Genomic DNA, 18,505 nt, shown 5'->3' on the forward strand with positions numbered 1-18,505 from the left:
GTTTTGCTGAAAGCATCCAAAGCATGCAGGAACATCAAAATGAAATGCAGCAAGCTGAAGCGTTACTCAAAAGTGAACCAGATAGTTATACAAAACCTCGATTAAGTCGAAAAGAGTTTGAGGACAGGCTTAATGGTAAGCGGTAAAGCTAGATTTATTAAGTTAGCACGAACCAGTTTGCAGCCGTAGGCTGCCAAGTTCATCCGCGAACGTGTATTGAAGTGTACGGGTATACCGGTTGGTGTAGGCATTGCCAGGACCAAGACCCTGGCCAAGCTGGCCAACCACACGGCCAAGCGCTTGCAGCAGCAAACAGGCGGCGTCGTCGATATCTGCGACCCGTTCAAGCGTGACTGGGTGCTGCGTAACACCGCCGTGGAAGAAGTGTGGGGCGTCGGCAGGCGTTTGAGCGCGCACCTACAGGGCATGGGCATCCAGTCTGCCATGGACCTGGCCAAAGCCGATCCTGTGACGCTCAGGGCTAAATTCAGCGTTGTCCTGGAGCGCACAGCACGCGAGCTGGCCGGCGTATCTTGTCTTGGCCTGGACGATCCCGACCCGCCCAAGCAGGAAATCTGTTGCAGCCGCATGTTCGGCAAACGGCTCACCGAGCTGAGCCCGATCAAGGAAGCGCTGGCTACCTACACAGCGCGGGCCGCTGAGAAGCTGCGTGCTCAGGGTTCGATGTGCAAGAAGATGCGCATCAGCATCAAAACCGGCATGTTCAACCCGGATGAGGCCAGGTATGCAAACGGCGCCCTGGTAGAGCTGCCCTACCCTACGCACGACACGTTGCTAATGACCAACGCGGCCACCTATGCCGTGGAAGGGGTGTGGGGAGCAATGGAAAAGAAAGTGCACTCAAGCGCTAAGCGCCAGCGCTCGTTGCCTTTTTCTTGGATGGTGCTTGGGAAAACGGATTACAAGGTACGTTAAGCTGGTAGCAGCCTCTATGCTTCAATCCATCAAGCGACTAGCAGCAACGCTGCAGGGCAGCAACTGATTCCCAAGCCGCCATTGATCGGCATGTGTTTAGAAGACGTGAGCGGAGACATGGACGCAACTGAAGGCGCCATCCAAAGGCTGAGACGCACCTCGAGCGCTTTCTGAAATTGCAACCCACTTTTCGCCGTTCACAATACAGCGTTACTGATATTCAAACCGCCTCGTTGCAGGGGCTCAGTCGCTTTGGTGGCCTTATCCTTCGGGGGAGGACGTTTAGGGGAGGAGACGAATCCTATGTTAGGCTCTGTACGAAAATTCGCTGCGCCCTGTCCGGCGGCGTTAAAACAGGCTAAGAATGCTCATTCACTTCAAAGAAATCCGCATTCTTATCTGATTTCGCCTTGCCTGACTTCCGCTCGCCGACTTTTCGTACAGAGCCTAAAGCCAGCGGTGCCTGCTTAATCGTACAATCTCACACTCGACCAATCTGGGATAACTACGATCTAAACTGCCAACCTCCGTTCACCTTACTCCATTCTGGTGAATTATGTGGATTTAGTTCAAGTACTCCTCCATTGATTTCTTTGAACCCGAGACGCTCATAGAACTCCGGGCTTGACTTAGCGACTGTTCGAATTATGCCTCCATAGCCATTCTGCTCCGATGAGTCCAATGCGCTTCCTATGAGTGCCTTACCATGCCCTTTGGTATTAGGCATCGTGACTATCTGATCAACCCATAACGTAGGCTGCTTGTCTTTCTTAGTAGTACCTTCCTTATTCTTCAAGTCGACCGAAAGGGTCATTAAGCCGACGGCGGTGCCACCTGAGGAAATTTTAAGGTTGCTTTCCGGTAAACTGACCAATGTTGGCGCTTTTTCTTCATCCTCGTGCATCCATTTGAGCATCTCGAGATGATCTTCTAACTCATCAGGATCGCCCATAGATTCAACGGCATGATACATCGCACTTGCTTCTTTCCGTACATCGGCATCTGAAATAGAAGAAATAGCCAAGTTTCTAACTTGAGGCGTACTACTTGACGCAGACGTATTTAAATGGGAATGTTCGAAAAGCCTTGCCTGCGTAAGCTGACTGCGTGCAAGTTGTGCGGTTTGATAGCTACCGGGCGCCGTATGCTGCCCAGACCTATGCGGCAGATTAGACGCGGTTTGCTGCACGGCTGTCGAGGCATGGTCAACCTGGGCAGTTACAGACGTGTTTGCCCCGGTAGCGTGCGAGCTAGTGCTAGATTCGGTTGCGGGATTGTTCCACCATGCCTGATTCCCTATAGAGGGATTACGATTGATACCTGACATATATGTGCTTTCCTTCCTTCGCGTTTCGGTTAAGTGGGGCTTGGCCGAATCAGGTTCCGTATAAACCGTTAGATTTGATGATGAAATCGTGCGCAGGAGGATACGAAATCCTGCTTTGAGGACTTTGGATGGTGGCATTCGCCTAAGATTTTGGGATGTTCCCGACTCAACGAAGGTAGTGCTGAGGTACAGTGATCAATGCCGGTTGGCTTTCTGACGCAGGAGAAGCGCAACGGATTTGGCCGTTATGTTGAAGCGCCCAGTCGCGAAGAGCTGGAACGCTTCTTCCATCTAAGCGATGACGATTACAAGGCCATCCTACCGCTACGCGGCGAACATAGCAGGCTCGGTTATGCCACCCAACTGACCAGCGTCCGTTACCTGGGCACCTTTCTTGATGTATAGGAATTTCAAAGATTCCTACACATGAATGAGAGGCGTCAGGCAAGAACATTACGGTGCGATTGGCCTGGGAGAGTCAGAGGCCGGATAGCAAACTCAAGCAGCTTTCGCTGTAAATCGCTGATCAGGGAGTGGTTTTTAGCCCTGAACCGCACTTCGGACGCACCTTCCCTGCGTCAGGGTTTGACGTACCTCATCCGCGCAATGGCGTGGGCATGGGCTACCAGACCCTTTACCGTCAGCCCGCTGACCGCTGCCGTGTACACCATCTTCGCTCCACACAGCACGCAGCTGAACGGATCAACGTTTAAAAACGCTTTGGCCATCTGCGCAAAATACAACTTCGGCGTCGGCTCTGGCGTGGCCATCTTCAGCGCTTCATACACCTTCGGCAAGTACTGCCCACAGACCCGATTAGCCAAAAACCCGAAATACCGGATCATCCGAAAATGCTTTTCCGGGATGTGCTGGACCACCCGCCGTAGCATATCGGTCTGGCTCACTGACTCCTGCTGATAGGTCTGCGTGCGGTGATCCAGGTAGGTGAAGCTTAACGTAGCACCCGACGTATAATGCGCCAGACGACTGCCCGAAATCGGCGGCTTCTTCAGGTAGCGACCCAGGTAATTCACCGTCTTTCGGCCGTTTTCCGTCTTCTTCGACAGGTAGATATGCCAGTGCTGACCGCCCGCATTAAGCACCAGGTTTCGCCAGTCGCTTTCGCAGGTGATATGCGCCAGCTCCGGCGGCATTGTGATCTGACCCCAGTGCTCCAACAGATGGTTGCGCACATTCCACATCCAACGTCGACGCATCGCCTTTTCTTGAAACACGATATTTTTCCAGACGTCCTGCTCATCCAGGCCGCCAGCAGTCGCCGAAAGGTGCACATGAGGATGCCAGTTGAGCCGTCGACCATAGGTATGGAGGGCGCCAAACAACCCAATGCGCAGACCACGTCGTTTTCCTGCATACAGCAGGTTGTCCGCCGCCAGACGGAACAGCGCGTCGAGCAAGCCACGGTTGTAAAAAAACAGGGACCACAGCGTGTCGGGAAGCGTGAACACCAGGTGGTACCAGGCACAGTCGGGCAGACGATTGTTTTGAGCGGCGATCCACTGATCGGTGGTCTTTTTGCCGCACGAGGGACAGGCTCGGCAGTGGCAGGTGTTGCACAGGTATTTGACGTGCGGGCAACGCTCATTGGCGCAGGTGTAGTGCTTCACGCCTAGGATCGAGGTACCGCAGGCTAGCATTTTGCTGACCGACTCCACTTCAATATCCCGCAAACCACCGGTCTCCAGCAAACCTGCCCAGCAGCCGTTGGCCGTGAAAAGGTTTTTCAAAGGGCGGGGTTTGAAGCTGGCTGACATATAACGCTAATAGCTAGATTTTTTAAACTTTTCCAGCGGCCTTTCGTGACCGTTAAAACCCTTTTTTGCTGTGACCACCCAATTGACTATGTTCGAGAGGGGTTGGTAGGTAGCCGATTGTTTTCAGTGTCGTCGGCGTAGGGCATTGGGTCGTTGCTGGAACCACCGTTGGTAATGGCGTTGAGGCCACTGATGACCAGTTGCTAGTACCGGGGACAAAAGTTTTACCCAATTCAGAACTCAATGTTCGGAGCCGGCCCTCTGTTTATTGGCCGGGGATTTTGACGCATATTTTCCAAAGCGAGTGTTATTTGTTCATTTCGGATACGTTCGTGATGCTGCAAAGTTATGACCATCTGGAAACGACTATTCCTTGGGGAAGCGGCAACCAAGTTGAGTTCGGTGCCGCCCATGTGACCATGACGGGAAAGTAGCTCATGATTATCCAGTACGAAGCGCTGTTGTTCACGGGGACGGCTTGCAAGCACTAGTAAACTAGCTTTGTCATAGCCCGCAGCAAACAGCATTTTCGCGCTGCCCACAATAAAATTTCTATGGCTTAAGGGTAGAGCGTTTATCGTTTGAATTTCCGAATTGTCGTAACCTAGAGCCCGAAGCCCATCTTGAATTGCATCATCTGCTGCATTTCGCAGGCTCTTATTAGCTAGCGTAACCCCCGGGCTGACCCCTTCCTCCTTTGTAGCGGTGTGTTTAGCTATTTCTATTTTTAGTTCGTGAGGGATTTTATTCAGAAAGGATACTGGTTCGAACGCTAAGTCCAACGCATTGCCATCATGAATATTTTGTTCAGGGTCAGACGTGCAGGTCGCGGTTAAATGAGAAAGCTGTCTATTAGCTACCTTTACGTTCACTTCATAGGTGTGCCCCTGCACTTCCGTGACGGTTTTAAGGTCACTCTGCGCTTTGAGCAATGCATTGAGAAGTGATTTTTGCTTTGAGTTAAGAGGCTTGGAGCTGCCTACCGCTATCTTCTCTTTACCCACCATAATGTGGCTGGATATAGGGGCAGCAGGCGGATGGCTCGCTGACGGCGGGTTCTGAACGGCTACCGGCGGTGGGGTATCGACAGGGTCGCTCTGAAGGTGCAATCCGGCGAGGAAAGGTAGAGAAGGGTTGATTGAGGTCATAAAAAGGGGGCTCGTTTCATTCGTGGGAATTTTCACTGAGTGGCACTTTCCCTTGCAACGGTTCCTTCAATCAGCTTTTTGCCTACTACCTAATTTTCGAGGCTCAAGGCCCCAATTACAAAACGCTTCAAACCCTAAAGCCTAGGGTGATGTCGAACAACCAGTTTTCAAGCGCATTCAAGCAAGGCCGCCCCGTTCTTAAAAACCAGCGGGTAATGTGATGTCTTTCTAAAGCTTGCAAATAACGGCTAGCGAAACTGGTACTAATTTGCAGCCGCAGGCTGCCAAGTTCAAAAGGACGCTATAGGTGCTGGTTAGAAATCGAAGGCTTAAAACCGGATAATAGATTAAATTCTTTTGGCTCTTAGTTGGGTCTTGGGTAGTACAAGAGCGTGGGCTTCACGTTGATAGCCAGGAGCTTCAGAATGAAAGGTTTCACCTTTGCCTGCACTACCACGACGGGAAAATATTATGCGCCGATGTAATCTGTGTCTTAAGCGTTCTAAAATGACCGAGGATCATATTTTTCCTAGTAGTCTCGTAGCTCCTGGCCAAAAGCGCGTAACTAAAATACTACATGATGTTGACCCAACTTACCGTGGGCGACAAGGCACATTTCTCGCACAAAACGGGCTAAAGAAGGCTACACTATGTGTAGATTGCAATAACCGTGTACTGGGCAGTGAGCTAGACCCATCGCTGACACATATTTACAAGGCAGCAGCTAAAGCTTTGGAAGCAGGTCGATTTCCTGTTATGGGCACAATTCGTCTAGTAGGAATAAACCTAAGTGAGGTTGCTCGGGCCGTGGCCGGGCATATAATTGCGCTAGACGATAAACCTCAGGCTCGGCATACGCTGGTCCGGCACCTACGACGATTCGTACTAAATACGGAGATTGGACTTCATCCATCACTGCGATTCCATATGTGGTTTTATCCTTCAGTCCGTCAAGGGTTGATAAAAGACCTCTATCATAAAGAGTTTGGAACACCCTATGACACTATGTGGATATCAGCATTCAAGACTTACCCACTTTCTTTTGCATTCAGCACGGAGGTTCAAAGTCCGAATTATCATCTTTCAGGAATGATAGATATCACTCAATTCGTAAGCATCAAATCAAATTCCCTATTTACCATTTATCTTCCATCCCGACCAATCGTAGATTTTAACTGGCCTTTCGCTCCACATCCTAACGGAGCTATTCTGACAGTAAAGAATGAAAGCGTAGTAACCTTGCCCTTTCGGAAAACACAAAGAACATAGGGAAAACCGCGATATTGCTTAAGCCGGCCTTAAAACCGGCTTCAAGCCCATAGAGCAAGGCGCGAAGGAATAGGGAAAAGTCACGTTACCGCTAAAGCTACCACATGCTGGTGTCTTTCGTTTGTGATAAACTCGGACGCGCTATCTAACAAATCAATGGAAAATTTTATGTTGAAATCCTTTTTGTTCCACAGTGCACCGCTTTTGAAAAAAATCCGGAAGCTTGCGTTCTTCTTATCGTTTATATTGATTTTTTTTCTAATATTAAGCAGTGTAATTGTCGAAGCGTCTGATCCGCAATTTGAATCACAGCAATTGGTTGATATATTTGGCCCATTCATTTTTGGGACGATGACTGTTTTTGTAGTATGTGAGCTACTTCATATGCTTATTAAAAGCGGTCCTATAAAAATAGAGGCTACGATTTTTGTGGAAGGTCAGGAATTAAGCGAAAAACAATCTATGGCAGTCCGAATGGCCCTAGAAAATTACTGTGAGGGCATGCAAGTAGCCAACCATAAAAAATACCAAGTTGATGAAAACTATGCTGTGGATGTTTTAAGAATGATAGACCAACGTACCTAAATGGTTTTCTCTTACCTAGTGCTTTGCAATCCGGCGAGGCACGACAAGCACCCTGCCGTCAGTATCGGCGCGTTGGCCAGCCCCGCGCTTATTGAGCCGGCGCCGATCGCAGCCCCCAGTATTGGGGACTAGCTCCATCCGTTTCATCGTAAAGCTCCCTGGCCTGCTTCCTTGCTTCACTCAGCGCCTTTCGCAGTCGTCAAGCTTTTCTATCTCCAACGGTGTCATTTCTCAACGCCAATCCATGTGGATGCCATATGTATGATAATGTCCTTTATCATACATAGGACCCAGGAGCCGAGTATGGGCCATCCTGCTAGCCTTCACGCGATTGCTGGTTCCAGACCCTCTGACGCCCACGCTTGAGCCGAGCGAAGCACACCAGCTGCTGTGCAGCACTGATTTCAGCACGCCTGCCCGCCTACGGGATCGAACGCTAATTGGGCTCACGACGTTTTCGCCTGCACGTATCAATGCAGCGCTGGCCATGAGGGTTGAGGGCGTATACACGTGTAAGCGGCGGCTATGGGAGCCTGCGCTTGGATGGAAGCATTGCGCTATCCGTACCATTGCTGCGCAAGCAGAGCTTTGCGCCTACGGTAATTCGGCCTTGCGACCAGAGCACTAAAACAACACAGGCCTTGGCGAGCAACGCTCCCCAAGGCCTGTAGGTTTTACACCGTGCTGTCGACCTTCAGCGAATGATCGCCCAACAACCCGTTGATGATCGCGGAGTTGTTCTGCAGGCCCACCACCGCACCGCTGGAATCGGTGCTGACGTTGTAGGCCTGCGCCACGTTCACGTGCTGCAGGTTGATGCTTTGAACCGTGTCGCCACCTGGTGTGGTACTCACGTCAATGGTACTGACCACACTACTGCCAGTGCCGCTGACCTTGAAGCTCAACAGGCTTTCCAGGGAGCCCTTAGCCGCATCGCCCAACAATGAGCCCAGGTCCAACGTGTCGGTGCCCAGCTGGAAGTCGGTTACCGTGTCGGTGCCTTTGTCGCCAGCCTGCCATACGAAGGTATCGGCACCTGCGCCCCCGGTGAGCACGTCGTTACCTGCGCCCCCGATCAGGGTGTCTGCACCGCTGCCGCCGTACAGTTGGTCATTGCCAGCGCCGCCGTTGAGCACCATGCCGCTGTCATTGGCGTGGAACACATCGTCGTGTGCCGAGCCAATCAACTGTTCGATGCCGGTCAGGGTTTCGCCTGCCGCCCATCCGCCGGTAGTGCCGCCTTCACGCAGGTCCACTGTGACGCCGCTGGTAGCAGCGGCATAGCTGACTGTGTCGAACCCTGCACCGCCATCCAGCACTACGGTGTGAGCGCCAGGCAGCAGCAGGTCATTGCCGTCGCCACCCTGAAGCACCACGCCGTTGTCGCCTGCTACCAGCGTGTCATCACCGCTGGTGCCGGTAATGGTCTGCTCGGCATGCTCGGCAACAGCCGCTGTGCTGGCATGAGCCACCTGCGTGTCTTGGGCTACGGCTACGGTTGCTACTGCAGCATCAGTTTGAGCGTGGCTGTAATCCACGGTCATCCCAAGCTGGTAGGCCTCGGTAGACGCCGAGGGCTCCACGTTGGTGACTTTCAGGTGGTAGGTGCCATCCGCAGCGGCAGTGAAGGCATTGCCTGTTACAGCGGTGTAGCTGCCGTCATCCACGGCGTAGCTGAGGCTTACAGCCCCGCTGGTGACAGCTGCGGAGTTGAGGGTGACCGACTCGCCTTGTCGCAGGTTAACGGTGATGGTGTCGCTGGCATCGGCCGTACCCGCTGCAGCCAGGGTTCCGGTGACCAGCAGCATGGCCGTTAGGGCTAGGCTATTGGCATAGAACTGGGAGCGGTCCACTTCCAATGCACGCGCCGCCACGTTCAACGACTGCTGAGCCGTAGCAGTGAAGTCTGCGCCTGATGCGCTCAGCACGGTGCTGGGCTGAGCTGTAGTGAACTGTGCCGTGGTGGCAGACGCCGTAGCGCCTGGGGCGATATTGAAGGTGATGGTGGAGCCTGCAACGTCGCCGTCGCCGTCTATCACGGTGTACCCAACGCTCTGGGTAGCCGTGTCTCGGCTGCCTTCGGCGGTGGTGTATTTGTAGGCGCCTGTTTCCACGTTGATGGTGAAGGTGCCGCCTTCCTGGGTTACCACGCTCAGGTTGCTGCTGGTTCTGTCGAAGCTCCAGGTCGCACCGGTGCCACTGGCGGCCACGGCACCCTTGCCGTCATAGCTGTAGGTAACGCCGTCTACCGTGATGCTTTGCAGATGGCCGCCGTCTACACCGTATTTCACGGCATCGGCCAGGGTGCCAGCGGTAGAGCCGCTGCCCACGGTGCCATTCAGCACGCCCGACAGTTGCGACAGGTCCGTCACCACTACTGGCGGGATATTAACCCCCGTGGTGCCGTCGTATGCGATCGGCCCCAGGTACACCGCTTTGGCGCTTGGGCCTACACCGATAGCGTGAGAGTAGATCTGGTTATCGTTCAAGAACTTTTGCCAGAATGCCTGCTCTGTCGCGTCGATGCCATCGCCCAGGTTCACATCGGTCTTGTTACCCGACTGACCGTTGCCCGTTTTAGGGCGCTCGCTGGACAGCGTAGGGTTGCCGTCAGAAAGGAAATAGCTCACGTTCTGTGCGTCGGCCAGCTTACCGCCAGTCGCCCAGGCCTTCTGTGCAGCCTCCAGCGCGTAGTCGTAGTTGGTACCGCCGCCGGCGGTCAGGCCGTTAACGAAGGCACGCGCTTCGCTGACGCTCATCCATTCGCTGGCCACGTTTTCCTTGTTGTTGAAGGCTGCGACTTGCACCCTTACATCACCGCGCTCGCCATACTGGTTCAGCAGCTCACCCACGGCTTGCTTTTCCAGCTCCAGCCGAGACAGGCCGTTCACTCGGGAAGACTGGTTCATGCTGTTGGACACGTCCAGCACCAGCAGAATGTTGGTGTTGAGCGCGCCGGAAGCCACACTTTCTGCCACAGGGGTGGCTATAGGTGCATCGTCCTCGATGCGCACGTTCAGCCAAGCCCCACCAGTGTCGCCGTCCGAGTCGGTGGCGATCAGGTGGAAGTCTTCAGACAGTTCGCTCTGCCCTACGTTGTGCTGCTGGGCTTCGCTCAGGGTATAGCTGTAGTTCACAACGCCGGTGGCAGCGTTGTAACCCGTAATGGTCAACGCGTTGCCCAGTTGGCCGATGATGGTCACTGGCAGGCCGGTAGCGTTGCCACCGATCACGTCTACGCCATCAATGGTCAAGGTGGCCAGGCCGTCCTTGGCTTCGAGTGTGAAGCTGCCGGTGCGAGTGAGGGCGGCGGCATCGGGGTCGGTGCCCCCTGGCAGGTTGGCCTCGAACACACGCTGTTCGCCACCGTCCACGCCCAAGTTAAAGAACCTGACCGGGTCGTCCAGATTGGTGACGTTCACGGTCAGATTGGTGCTTGACGTGTCACCGTCGCTGTCGATGACCTGGTAGCCGAAGGTGTCGGTCGCCGTGCCCACCGCCACGCCGCTGGCCAGCAGTGCCTTGTAAGCGGCGCCATTGGTGTCCAGGGTGTAGGTGTAGGTGCCGTCGGCAGCCAGTACCAGCGTACCGTAGGTGCCTTGATAGGTGCCGGGGTTGGTCACTGGGGAGGCAATGGCGTCAGCGCCCAGCTTATCGTTGTCCAGCACATTGCCAGTGACGACGGTAGTCGTGTCGTTCACGGCCGTGGTGTCGGCGACGGCAATCGGGTTGTCGTCCTCGATGCGCACGTTCAGCCAGGCACCACCGGTGTCGCCGTCCGAGTCGGTGGCGATCAGGTGGAAGTCTTCGGACAGTTCGCTCTGCCCCACGTTGTGCTGCTGGGCTTCACTGAGCGTATAGCTGTAGGTGATCACGCCGGTAGTGGCGTCATAGCCGGTGATGGTCAGGGCGTTGCCCAACTGCCCGGTAATGGTCACTGGCAGGCCGGTAGCGTTGCCGCCAATCACATCCACGCCATCAATGGTCAAGGTGGCCAGGCCATCCTTGGCTTCGAGTGTGAAACTGCCGGTGCGGGTCAGCGCAGCCGCATTGGGATCGGTGCCCCCTGGCAGGTTGGCCTCGAACACACGCTGCTCGCCGCCGTCCACGCCCAGGCTGAAGAACCTGACCGGGTCGTCCGGGTTGGTGATATTGATGGTGAGCGTGGTTTGCGAGGTGTCACCGTCGCTGTCGACGATCGAATAGCCGAAGGTTTCAGTAGCAAGGCCAACGGCTACACCACCGGCCAGCAACGCCTTGTAGGCGGCGCTCGTGGTATCGAGGGTATAGGTGTAGGCGCCATCGGCGGCCAATACCAGCGTACCGTAGGTGCCCTGATAGGTGCCGGGGTTGGTCAACGGCGAAGCGATGCCATCGGCACCTTGAATATCATTGGCCAATACGTTGCCGGTGACCACGGTGTTGTCATCGCCCGCTGCCTGCGTGTCGGCCACAGCGGTGGGTACGTCGTCCTGGATAGTGACATCCAGCGTGCCCGTAGCCGTCGACCCATCGGTGTCCACGGCCGTTACGGTGATGCTTTCACCCAGGGTGTTGGCGCCGTTACCTGCTGGGTGTTCGGCATTCCCGGTGAGGGTGTAGGTGTAGTTCAGCACACCGGTGGTGGCGTTGTAGCCCGTGACCGTCAACAGGTTGCCATCGGCGGTGGTGTAGGCCTGCCCTACCCCTACCACCTGGCCGGCCCGTACCACTTCCAGCGTACCAATGACCAGGCTGGCAAGCCCGTCTGCTGCAGTGACGGTAAAGGTGCCAGCCTGAACAAGCGCTGCAGCGTTCGGGCTGGAGCCGTTGGCCAGGTTAGCCTCGTTCACGGTGATTTCGCCACCGCTCACGTCCAGGCCTGTCAGCACTACAGGGTTATTGGGCGGCACAGGGTTATTCGGCGGCGTAGGTACGGGCGTATCTACAATGGGCGGCACGACCACAGGCGGCGCACCGGCGCCTGCGTCCAGATCGACCAGCGGAGGAAGCGTAGGGTCCGGAAACTCCGGAGCAGGCAGCAGACCTTCGGTCGGAAAACCAATCGTCGGGTCTACCGCGCCGCCCACTTCAGTCAGCAATACGAAGGAGTGGCTCCCACCCCCGCTGGGCACGCCTGTGGCGCCAGTAGGCCCTGCAGCCGTAGGCTCGGACACCAGAGTAGGGTCCTGGCCCGCTGCGATAGCCTGCTGCAAGGCATTCACGTCGTCCAGCGCAGTGACGCCTACGCGTTCATCAAGCACTTGGATATCTGGCGCCGCATGGTGCAGCAAGCCTTCATTAAGGGCCAGGCTGCTGCCACGGCCGAGCGCAAGGTCTTGACCATTCTGCAAATGTACAGAAATCGCCCCCCCAACACCGGTGTCCAGTTGCTCGCCTGCGAACACGCGATCCCCTTCCACGAGGAGACGGCGGGTGCCATCGCCAGCAACTGCAAATACCTGCCCTACTACTTTACTGACGACACCGATCAAGGTTGCCATTGCCCACTCCTCCATTGCTTTTCAGCACCAGGCTGCTGCGCACAGGAGACAGAGGATGTACCCGGGAGTTCACAATAAGATGGCAACTTGCTATCTTTTTGCGTGTCAAAGCCGCTGGAACCGTTAAACTGGCTGAACCTTATCAGCCAGCTATGGTTCATAGCTGCCTCGTATCGAACATGTGAGCAATATCACGCTGTGAGTTACGGCGACAGAAAAATGTCACTTTCACGATTGCCCAAAATCCTTCTGGAGTACGCCCTACTAGTCCCTTGCCACACTAAATACCGACGCCCTAAAAATCGTCCCAAAGGCCCCGAATGTGGTCCTTTGCGCGAAAAAGGCGAGTGTACGATGGACTGGATCTGGTACGTCAACATAAGTTTTTTTGGGAATAAGCGTTATTCCAAAAGGTTCTTAGTTTCAGACAATTTTCACATCTGATCTGATGTTAGCATCCGCGAATTGGAATGATAAGAATATGCGCCAATAATTTGGCGACTGCCAACCTTCATAGGGACAGGGAGAAGTACATCGATGCGCATCTTAACCCCCATCTGCAGCGCCGTGTTATTGGCGATCGGGGCCATGCAGGCCCATGCCATGACGCTACAGGAGGCCATTCAGAGCACCGTGGATACGCACCCGGAGCTGCAGTCGAACATTAATAGCCGCCTCGCCGCCGATGAAGACGTTAAGGTTGCACGCGGTGCCTACCTGCCTAGCGTCGACTTTGTAGGTGGGTATGGCCGCGAGAATTCGGATACCCCTACCACGCGTGCCCAGGGCGGTCACCACAAGGAACTGCTGACCTACACCACGTCCGAACTGCGCCTGCGCCAGATGCTGTTCGACGGCTCCAGCGCCACGCGGGAAATCTCCCGTACCTTGGCGGTGTCCACGTCGCGTGCCTTCTATGTTCAAGGCGTTGCACAGGACCTGGCCCTGCGTGCTGTAGAAGTGTACTTGGAAGTGCTCAAGCGCCGGGAGCTGGTGGACCTGGCCAAGAACAACCTGCAAGCTCACCTGCGTGTGAACGACCAGATCGGCCTGCGTACCGAGCGCGGCATTGGCAGCACTGCGGACGCTGACCAATCCCGTGCACGTCGTGCATTGGCCGAGAACAATTACCAGACTGCCATGGTGGACTTGGCTGACGCCGAGGCCAACTTCTTCAGCGCAACCGGTCGTAACCCGGACGAACTGGACGCGCCTGCGACCATTCGTGGTGAGTTGCCACCGGAGATCACCGAAGCCCGTCAGTCGATGATCGACAACAACCCCTACCTGAAATCGGCCCAGGCCGACGTACAGGCTGCAGAGCAACAATACGAAGGGGCGAAGTCACAGTTCTACCCACGCGTAGATGCTGAAGTGGCTGTTGGCGCCAACGACAACATTTCGGGTGAAGAAGGCCATGCCAATGACTGGCGCGCCGGCGTTGCGGTCAGCTACAACCTCTTCCGCGGCGGCAGTGACAAGGCTCGCTTGCAGGCAGACGCCCACCGTATCAACCAGGCCATGGACATTCGCAACAATGCCCTGCGCAGCCTGAACGAAAACATGTCCCTGGCCTGGAACGCCATGCTCAACGCTCGCCAGCAAACCCCGAGCGCGCGTGAGTATGCCGAAACTACTACCCGTGTACGTTCGGCTTACCAAAACCAGTTCGGCCTGGGCCAGCGTACGTTGCTGGACTTGCTGGACAGCGAGAACGAACTGTACAACGCCAACCGCCGCTACACCGAAGTGCGCTACACCGAGGAGTACTCGATGTACCGCGTACTGGCGAACATGGGCATGCTGTTGCCGAAGGCCAAGATCGTGCTTCCAGCTGAGGCCATTGCTGGCTCGGATGTGAAAAGCGAAGCCCGCCTGCCGGACATGCGCTAAGCACCTATCCCGCGCCTAGCCTTAGCAGGCGCTGGCCAGTGAACCCGAGGTAGCAAGGTTCGCTGGCTAGGCCAGCTCCTACAAGAGCTATGCCGCACCGCAGCTGTGGGACTGGCCGTAGCCAAAGGCGGAGGCCGGGAGCTCGAGGTGGCAAGATTCGCTGGCTGCGCCAGCTCCCACAAAAGCAATGGCAAATTGGCACTGTGGGACCGGTCGCAGCCAACGGCGGAGGCCGGGAACCTGCACGCTATGCTACTGGCAGGCTCCTTCTGTAGGGCCTTCCCCTCTACACCAGCGTTTCATCCACCACCAGTACCACCTTGCCTGTTATCTGGTTTGTGGCCAGCTCAGCAAAGGCTTCTTCCGCCTCGGCGATAGGGAAGGTTGCTGCAATCTGCGGGTTAAGGCGCTTTTCGGTGAACAGCGGCAATACTTCCTGCCCCAACTCCCTGAGCAGCTCAGCCTTGAAGGCATCATCGCGGCTGCGCAACGTTGAGCCGATCAGTTGTACGCGCTTGCCCAGCACTAGGCCCATGTCCAGCTTTGCGTCACGCCCACCCATGGTGCCGATCAGCACCCACCTGGCGTCCTGAGCCGCTACTTGCAGGTTGAGTTCGGCATAGTTGCCGCCGACCGGGTCCAGAATTACGTCGAACGGCCCCAGGTCCTTCAGAGCGGCCAAACCATCACCTCGCAGCACCCCGCCCTGCGCGCCCAACTGCTCGCAGTAGGCCAGGCGGTCTGCCGAACCCACTGTGACCCAGGTAGGGTTGCCAAACGCTTTGCACAATTGGATGGCAGCTGAACCGATACCACTGGCACCCGCATGCAGCAGCACCTTCTGGCCTGGCTGCAAGGCCGCCAACTGGAACAGGTTCAGCCATACCGTGGCATACACCTCAAGAATACCGGCAGCTTCGATCAGCGTGAGGCCTTCAGGCACAGGCAGCACATGACGCGCATCGACCACGACTTCTTCTGCCATGCCACCACCGGCCAGCAGGGTGCACACGCGGTCCCCTACAGCCAGGGACACCACCCCGGCGCCCACTTCACTGATGACACCTGCGCATTCCAGCCCCAGGATTTCGCTGGCCCCAGGCGGTGGCGGGTAGTGCCCCGCCCGTTGCAGCAGATCGGCCCGATTGAGCCCCGCCGCTGCCACCCGTATACGCACTTGCCCTGCATCGCAGGCCGGTGCTGGGTAGTCGGCCCACTCTACATGTCCTTCAACGCCTTGCAATGCTTTCACGCTACCTCCATAGTTGGCTCGAACTCAGCCCCACGTGATGACGTGGGGTTTTTTGCATAATGTGACTCAAGTACCCTGCCGTTGCATGAACAGGATTTAATGTAGCGGCGCCGGAACCGGTCCATTCAAAGACGGCCTAATATGCGTGATCAACTGTCCCCTCGTCGAATGAGCATGAAGCAACTATTCCCCGTAACCGCCCTGGCGTTAGGCTTAAGCCTGAGCCTGCTGTCAGCCCCAGGCTTTGCGGCCAATAGCTGGAACTCGCTTCAGCCCGACCGTGACGAGGTGATCGCCAGCCTCAACGTCGTCGAATTGCTTAAACGCCATCACTACAGCAAGCCGCCGTTGAACGACGCTCGTTCGGCTATCATCTACGACAGCTATATCAAGCTCCTCGATCCCTCGCGCAGTTATTTTCTCGCCAGTGACATCGCCGAGTTCGATAAATGGAAAACCCAGTTCGACGACTTCCTTAAAAGTGGAAACCTCGACCCCGGCTTTACCATCTACAAGCGCTACCTGGACCGCGTGAAGGCGCGCTTGGACTACGCCCTGGACCTGCTAGGCGATGGCGTGGACAAGCTGGACTTCACCACCAACGAAACGCTGGAGGTGGACCGCAAGGACGCCCCATGGCTGGCCAGCACGGCCGACCTGGACAACCTGTGGCACAAGCGCGTGATGGATGAAGTGCTGCGCATGAAGCTGGCGGGCAAGGATCCCAAGCAGATACAGGAAACCCTGACCAAGCGTTACAAGAATCAACTGGCACGGCTGGACCAGACCCGTGCCGAAGATATTTTCCAGGCGTACATCAACACCTTCGCTCAGTCTTACGACCCGCATACCAATTACCTGTCGCCGGACAACGCCGAGAACTTCGATATCAACATGAGCCTGTCCCTCGAAGGGATCGGCGCAGTGCTTCAAAGCGACAACGACCAGGTGAAAATCGTACGCCTGGTGCCGGCAGGCCCTGCGGACAAGACCAAGCAGGTCGCCCCGTCGGACAAGATCATTGGCGTGGCCCAAGGCGACAAGGAAATGGTCGACGTGGTGGGCTGGCGGTTGGATGAAGTGGTGAAATTGATTCGTGGTGCCAAGGGGTCTGTTGTGCGCCTTGAAATCATTCCCCACACCAATGCACCGAACGACCAGACCAGTAAAATCGTTGCCATTACCCGCGAAGCGGTGAAGCTCGAAGAGCAGGCCGCGAAGAAGTCAGTGCTCCACCTGAACCAGAACGGTCACGACTACAAGCTGGGCGTAATCGAAATTCCCGCCTTCTATCTTGATTTCAAGGCCTTCCGCGCCGGTGACCCGGACTACAAGTCCACTACCCGTGACGTGAAAAAGCTGCTGAGCGAACTCCAGAAAGAAAAAGTGGACGGTGTAGTGATCGACCTGCGCAACAACGGGGGCGGGTCGCTGCAGGAAGCCACAGAGCTCACCAGCCTGTTCATTGAGAAGGGCCCTACCGTGCTGGTGCGTAACAGCGACGGCAAGGTGGATGTACTTGAAGACGAAAACCCAGGTGCCTTCTACAAAGGGCCGCTGGCCCTGCTGGTGAATCGCTTGTCTGCCTCGGCCTCGGAGATTTTCGCAGGGGCCATGCAGGACTACCACCGCGCCTTGATTATCGGTGGCCAGACCTTCGGCAAAGGGACCGTGCAGACCATTCAGCCGCTTAACCATGGTGAGTTGAAACTGACCCTGGCCAAGTTCTACCGTGTTTCCGGCCAAAGCACTCAACACCAGGGCGTGCTACCCGATATCGCCTACCCTTCCATCATCGATACCAAGGAAATCGGCGAAAGCGCACTCCCTGAGGCCATGCCGTGGGACACGATCAAGCCTGCCATCAAGCCGGAAACGGACCCGTTCAAACCCTTCCTTGCCCAACTCAAGCTGCTGCATGACAAGCGTGCCGAGGGTGATGCCGAGTTTGCCTACATTCGTGACCGCCTGGCATTGAGCCAGAAGCTGGCGGAAGAGAAAACCGTGAGCCTGAACGAAGCCACCCGGCGCGCCGAGCACACGGACATCGAAGCCAAACAGTTGGCCTTGGAAAATGCCCGTCGCAAAGCCAAGGGCGAAGAGCCGCTCAAGGAACTCAAGAAGGAAGACGAAGACCCTCTGGCCGGTGCACCGGATGATACAAAGCCTGAGGACGACGCCTACCTGAGTGAAACAGGGCGTATCTTGATTGACTACCTGCGCTTGAACACGCAGGTTGCGAAGCACTGAGCTTCAGCCCACACCTTTAAGTAACGCGCTGTTAACAGCAAAAGGCCGGCCTCTATCTCTATAGGGCCGGCCTTTTGCTGTTCGGTCAATAACGTTACCGCTTGCCCTGAGCACAGGCTTGGACACCTCGGGTGACCCGGTCAGGCCTTGGAAAACAAGCGCTCAGTCAAGCGCAGCCTGCGCCGTAGTGCGGTAGTCGCACTCGAACACGCGGGCCACCTCTGAGGCGTGCCAGGAAGCGGCGGCCGTGCCATCGGCCGGGCCGCAAAAGCGCCCCAGGCGTTCCACACATTCAAAAAAACCAGGGCGAGGCAGGCGGCTGGCACCTTGACTGATGACTAAGGCGCTGCGCAAAGGTTGGTCAGCACGCGCGTCCAGCATCGCCAGGTGCTCCAGGGCGGCAGTCAGCGTCTGCATGGCGGGGGTATTCAATTGGAGCCTTTCGACCAGGGCACGGTAAGTCAGCAAGTGACGCTGCCTGCGTGCCATGTCCAGTTCCTCCAGTAGGTCCTCCCAGTGTTGTCGGCTGATTTTCATGTTCACTCACCGCCCTCCTGTGCTGATAGTCATCGCCACGCTACTGAGTA

At 56.0% G+C, this 18,505-nt stretch carries 10 protein-coding genes and 1 pseudogene; 5 read left to right on the plus strand and 6 right to left on the minus strand.

Annotated features, from left to right (window positions below):
- Nucleotides 1-210: 210 nt before the first annotated feature.
- A pseudogene (locus tag HBH25_RS21615) lies at nt 211-837 on the plus strand (DinB/UmuC family translesion DNA polymerase); the annotation flags it as partial.
- Nucleotides 838-1,441: 604 nt separating this feature from the next.
- On the opposite strand, the gene HBH25_RS21620 reads toward HBH25_RS21615, so the two are convergent.
- Nucleotides 1,442-2,263 (minus strand): GNAT family protein, encoded by an 822-nt coding sequence (locus HBH25_RS21620; RefSeq protein ID WP_168086001.1) that lies wholly within the window; start codon nt 2,261-2,263, stop codon nt 1,442-1,444.
- Between the two features lie 198 nt (nt 2,264-2,461).
- On the opposite strand from HBH25_RS21620, the gene HBH25_RS21625 reads away from it, so the two are divergent.
- Nucleotides 2,462-2,668 carry a DUF4158 domain-containing protein gene (locus tag HBH25_RS21625; protein WP_229632003.1) on the plus strand — a complete coding sequence of 69 codons (207 nt, stop codon included), beginning with the start codon at nt 2,462-2,464 and terminating at the stop codon, nt 2,666-2,668.
- Nucleotides 2,669-2,841: 173 nt separating this feature from the next.
- Here the strand turns inward: HBH25_RS21625 and HBH25_RS21630 are convergent, their stop codons facing one another.
- Complete coding sequence (locus tag HBH25_RS21630; protein WP_168086002.1) at nt 2,842-4,038, minus strand: IS91 family transposase; 1,197 nt, start codon at nt 4,036-4,038, stop codon at nt 2,842-2,844.
- 233 nt (nt 4,039-4,271) lie between these two features.
- Nucleotides 4,272-5,186 carry a hypothetical protein gene (locus tag HBH25_RS21635; protein ID WP_168086003.1) on the minus strand — a complete coding sequence of 305 codons (915 nt, stop codon included), beginning with the start codon at nt 5,184-5,186 and terminating at the stop codon, nt 4,272-4,274.
- 1,437 nt (nt 5,187-6,623) lie between these two features.
- Between HBH25_RS21635 and HBH25_RS21640 the strand changes: the two genes are divergently transcribed.
- Entirely contained in the window at nt 6,624-7,040 is a 417-nt protein-coding gene (locus HBH25_RS21640; RefSeq protein WP_168086005.1) for a hypothetical protein, read from the plus strand.
- Nucleotides 7,041-7,714: 674 nt separating this feature from the next.
- Here the strand turns inward: HBH25_RS21640 and HBH25_RS21645 are convergent.
- Entirely contained in the window at nt 7,715-12,523 is a 4,809-nt protein-coding gene (locus tag HBH25_RS21645) for a retention module-containing protein (protein WP_168086007.1), read from the minus strand.
- 537 nt (nt 12,524-13,060) lie between these two features.
- On the opposite strand from HBH25_RS21645, the gene HBH25_RS21650 reads away from it, so the two are divergent.
- Nucleotides 13,061-14,416, plus strand: coding sequence for a TolC family outer membrane protein (locus HBH25_RS21650; protein WP_168086009.1), 1,356 nt, complete (start codon nt 13,061-13,063; stop codon nt 14,414-14,416).
- A 286-nt stretch (nt 14,417-14,702) separates the two neighbouring features.
- On the opposite strand, the gene HBH25_RS21655 is transcribed toward HBH25_RS21650, so the two are convergent.
- Nucleotides 14,703-15,668, minus strand: a complete 966-nt coding sequence (locus HBH25_RS21655; RefSeq protein WP_168086010.1) for an NAD(P)H-quinone oxidoreductase — start codon at nt 15,666-15,668, stop codon at nt 14,703-14,705.
- A gap of 174 nt (nt 15,669-15,842) precedes the next feature.
- Between HBH25_RS21655 and HBH25_RS21660 the strand changes: the two genes are divergently transcribed.
- Nucleotides 15,843-17,918 (plus strand): carboxy terminal-processing peptidase, encoded by a 2,076-nt coding sequence (locus HBH25_RS21660; protein WP_168086043.1) that lies wholly within the window; start codon nt 15,843-15,845, stop codon nt 17,916-17,918.
- 162 nt (nt 17,919-18,080) lie between these two features.
- On the opposite strand, the gene HBH25_RS21665 is transcribed toward HBH25_RS21660, so the two are convergent.
- Nucleotides 18,081-18,461 (minus strand): hypothetical protein, encoded by a 381-nt coding sequence (locus HBH25_RS21665; protein ID WP_168086011.1) that lies wholly within the window; start codon nt 18,459-18,461, stop codon nt 18,081-18,083.
- Between the last annotated feature and the right edge of the window lie 44 nt (nt 18,462-18,505).

This window comes from Pseudomonas quercus, from assembly GCF_012033695.1.
Lineage (GTDB): Bacteria > Pseudomonadota > Gammaproteobacteria > Pseudomonadales > Pseudomonadaceae > Aquipseudomonas > Aquipseudomonas quercus.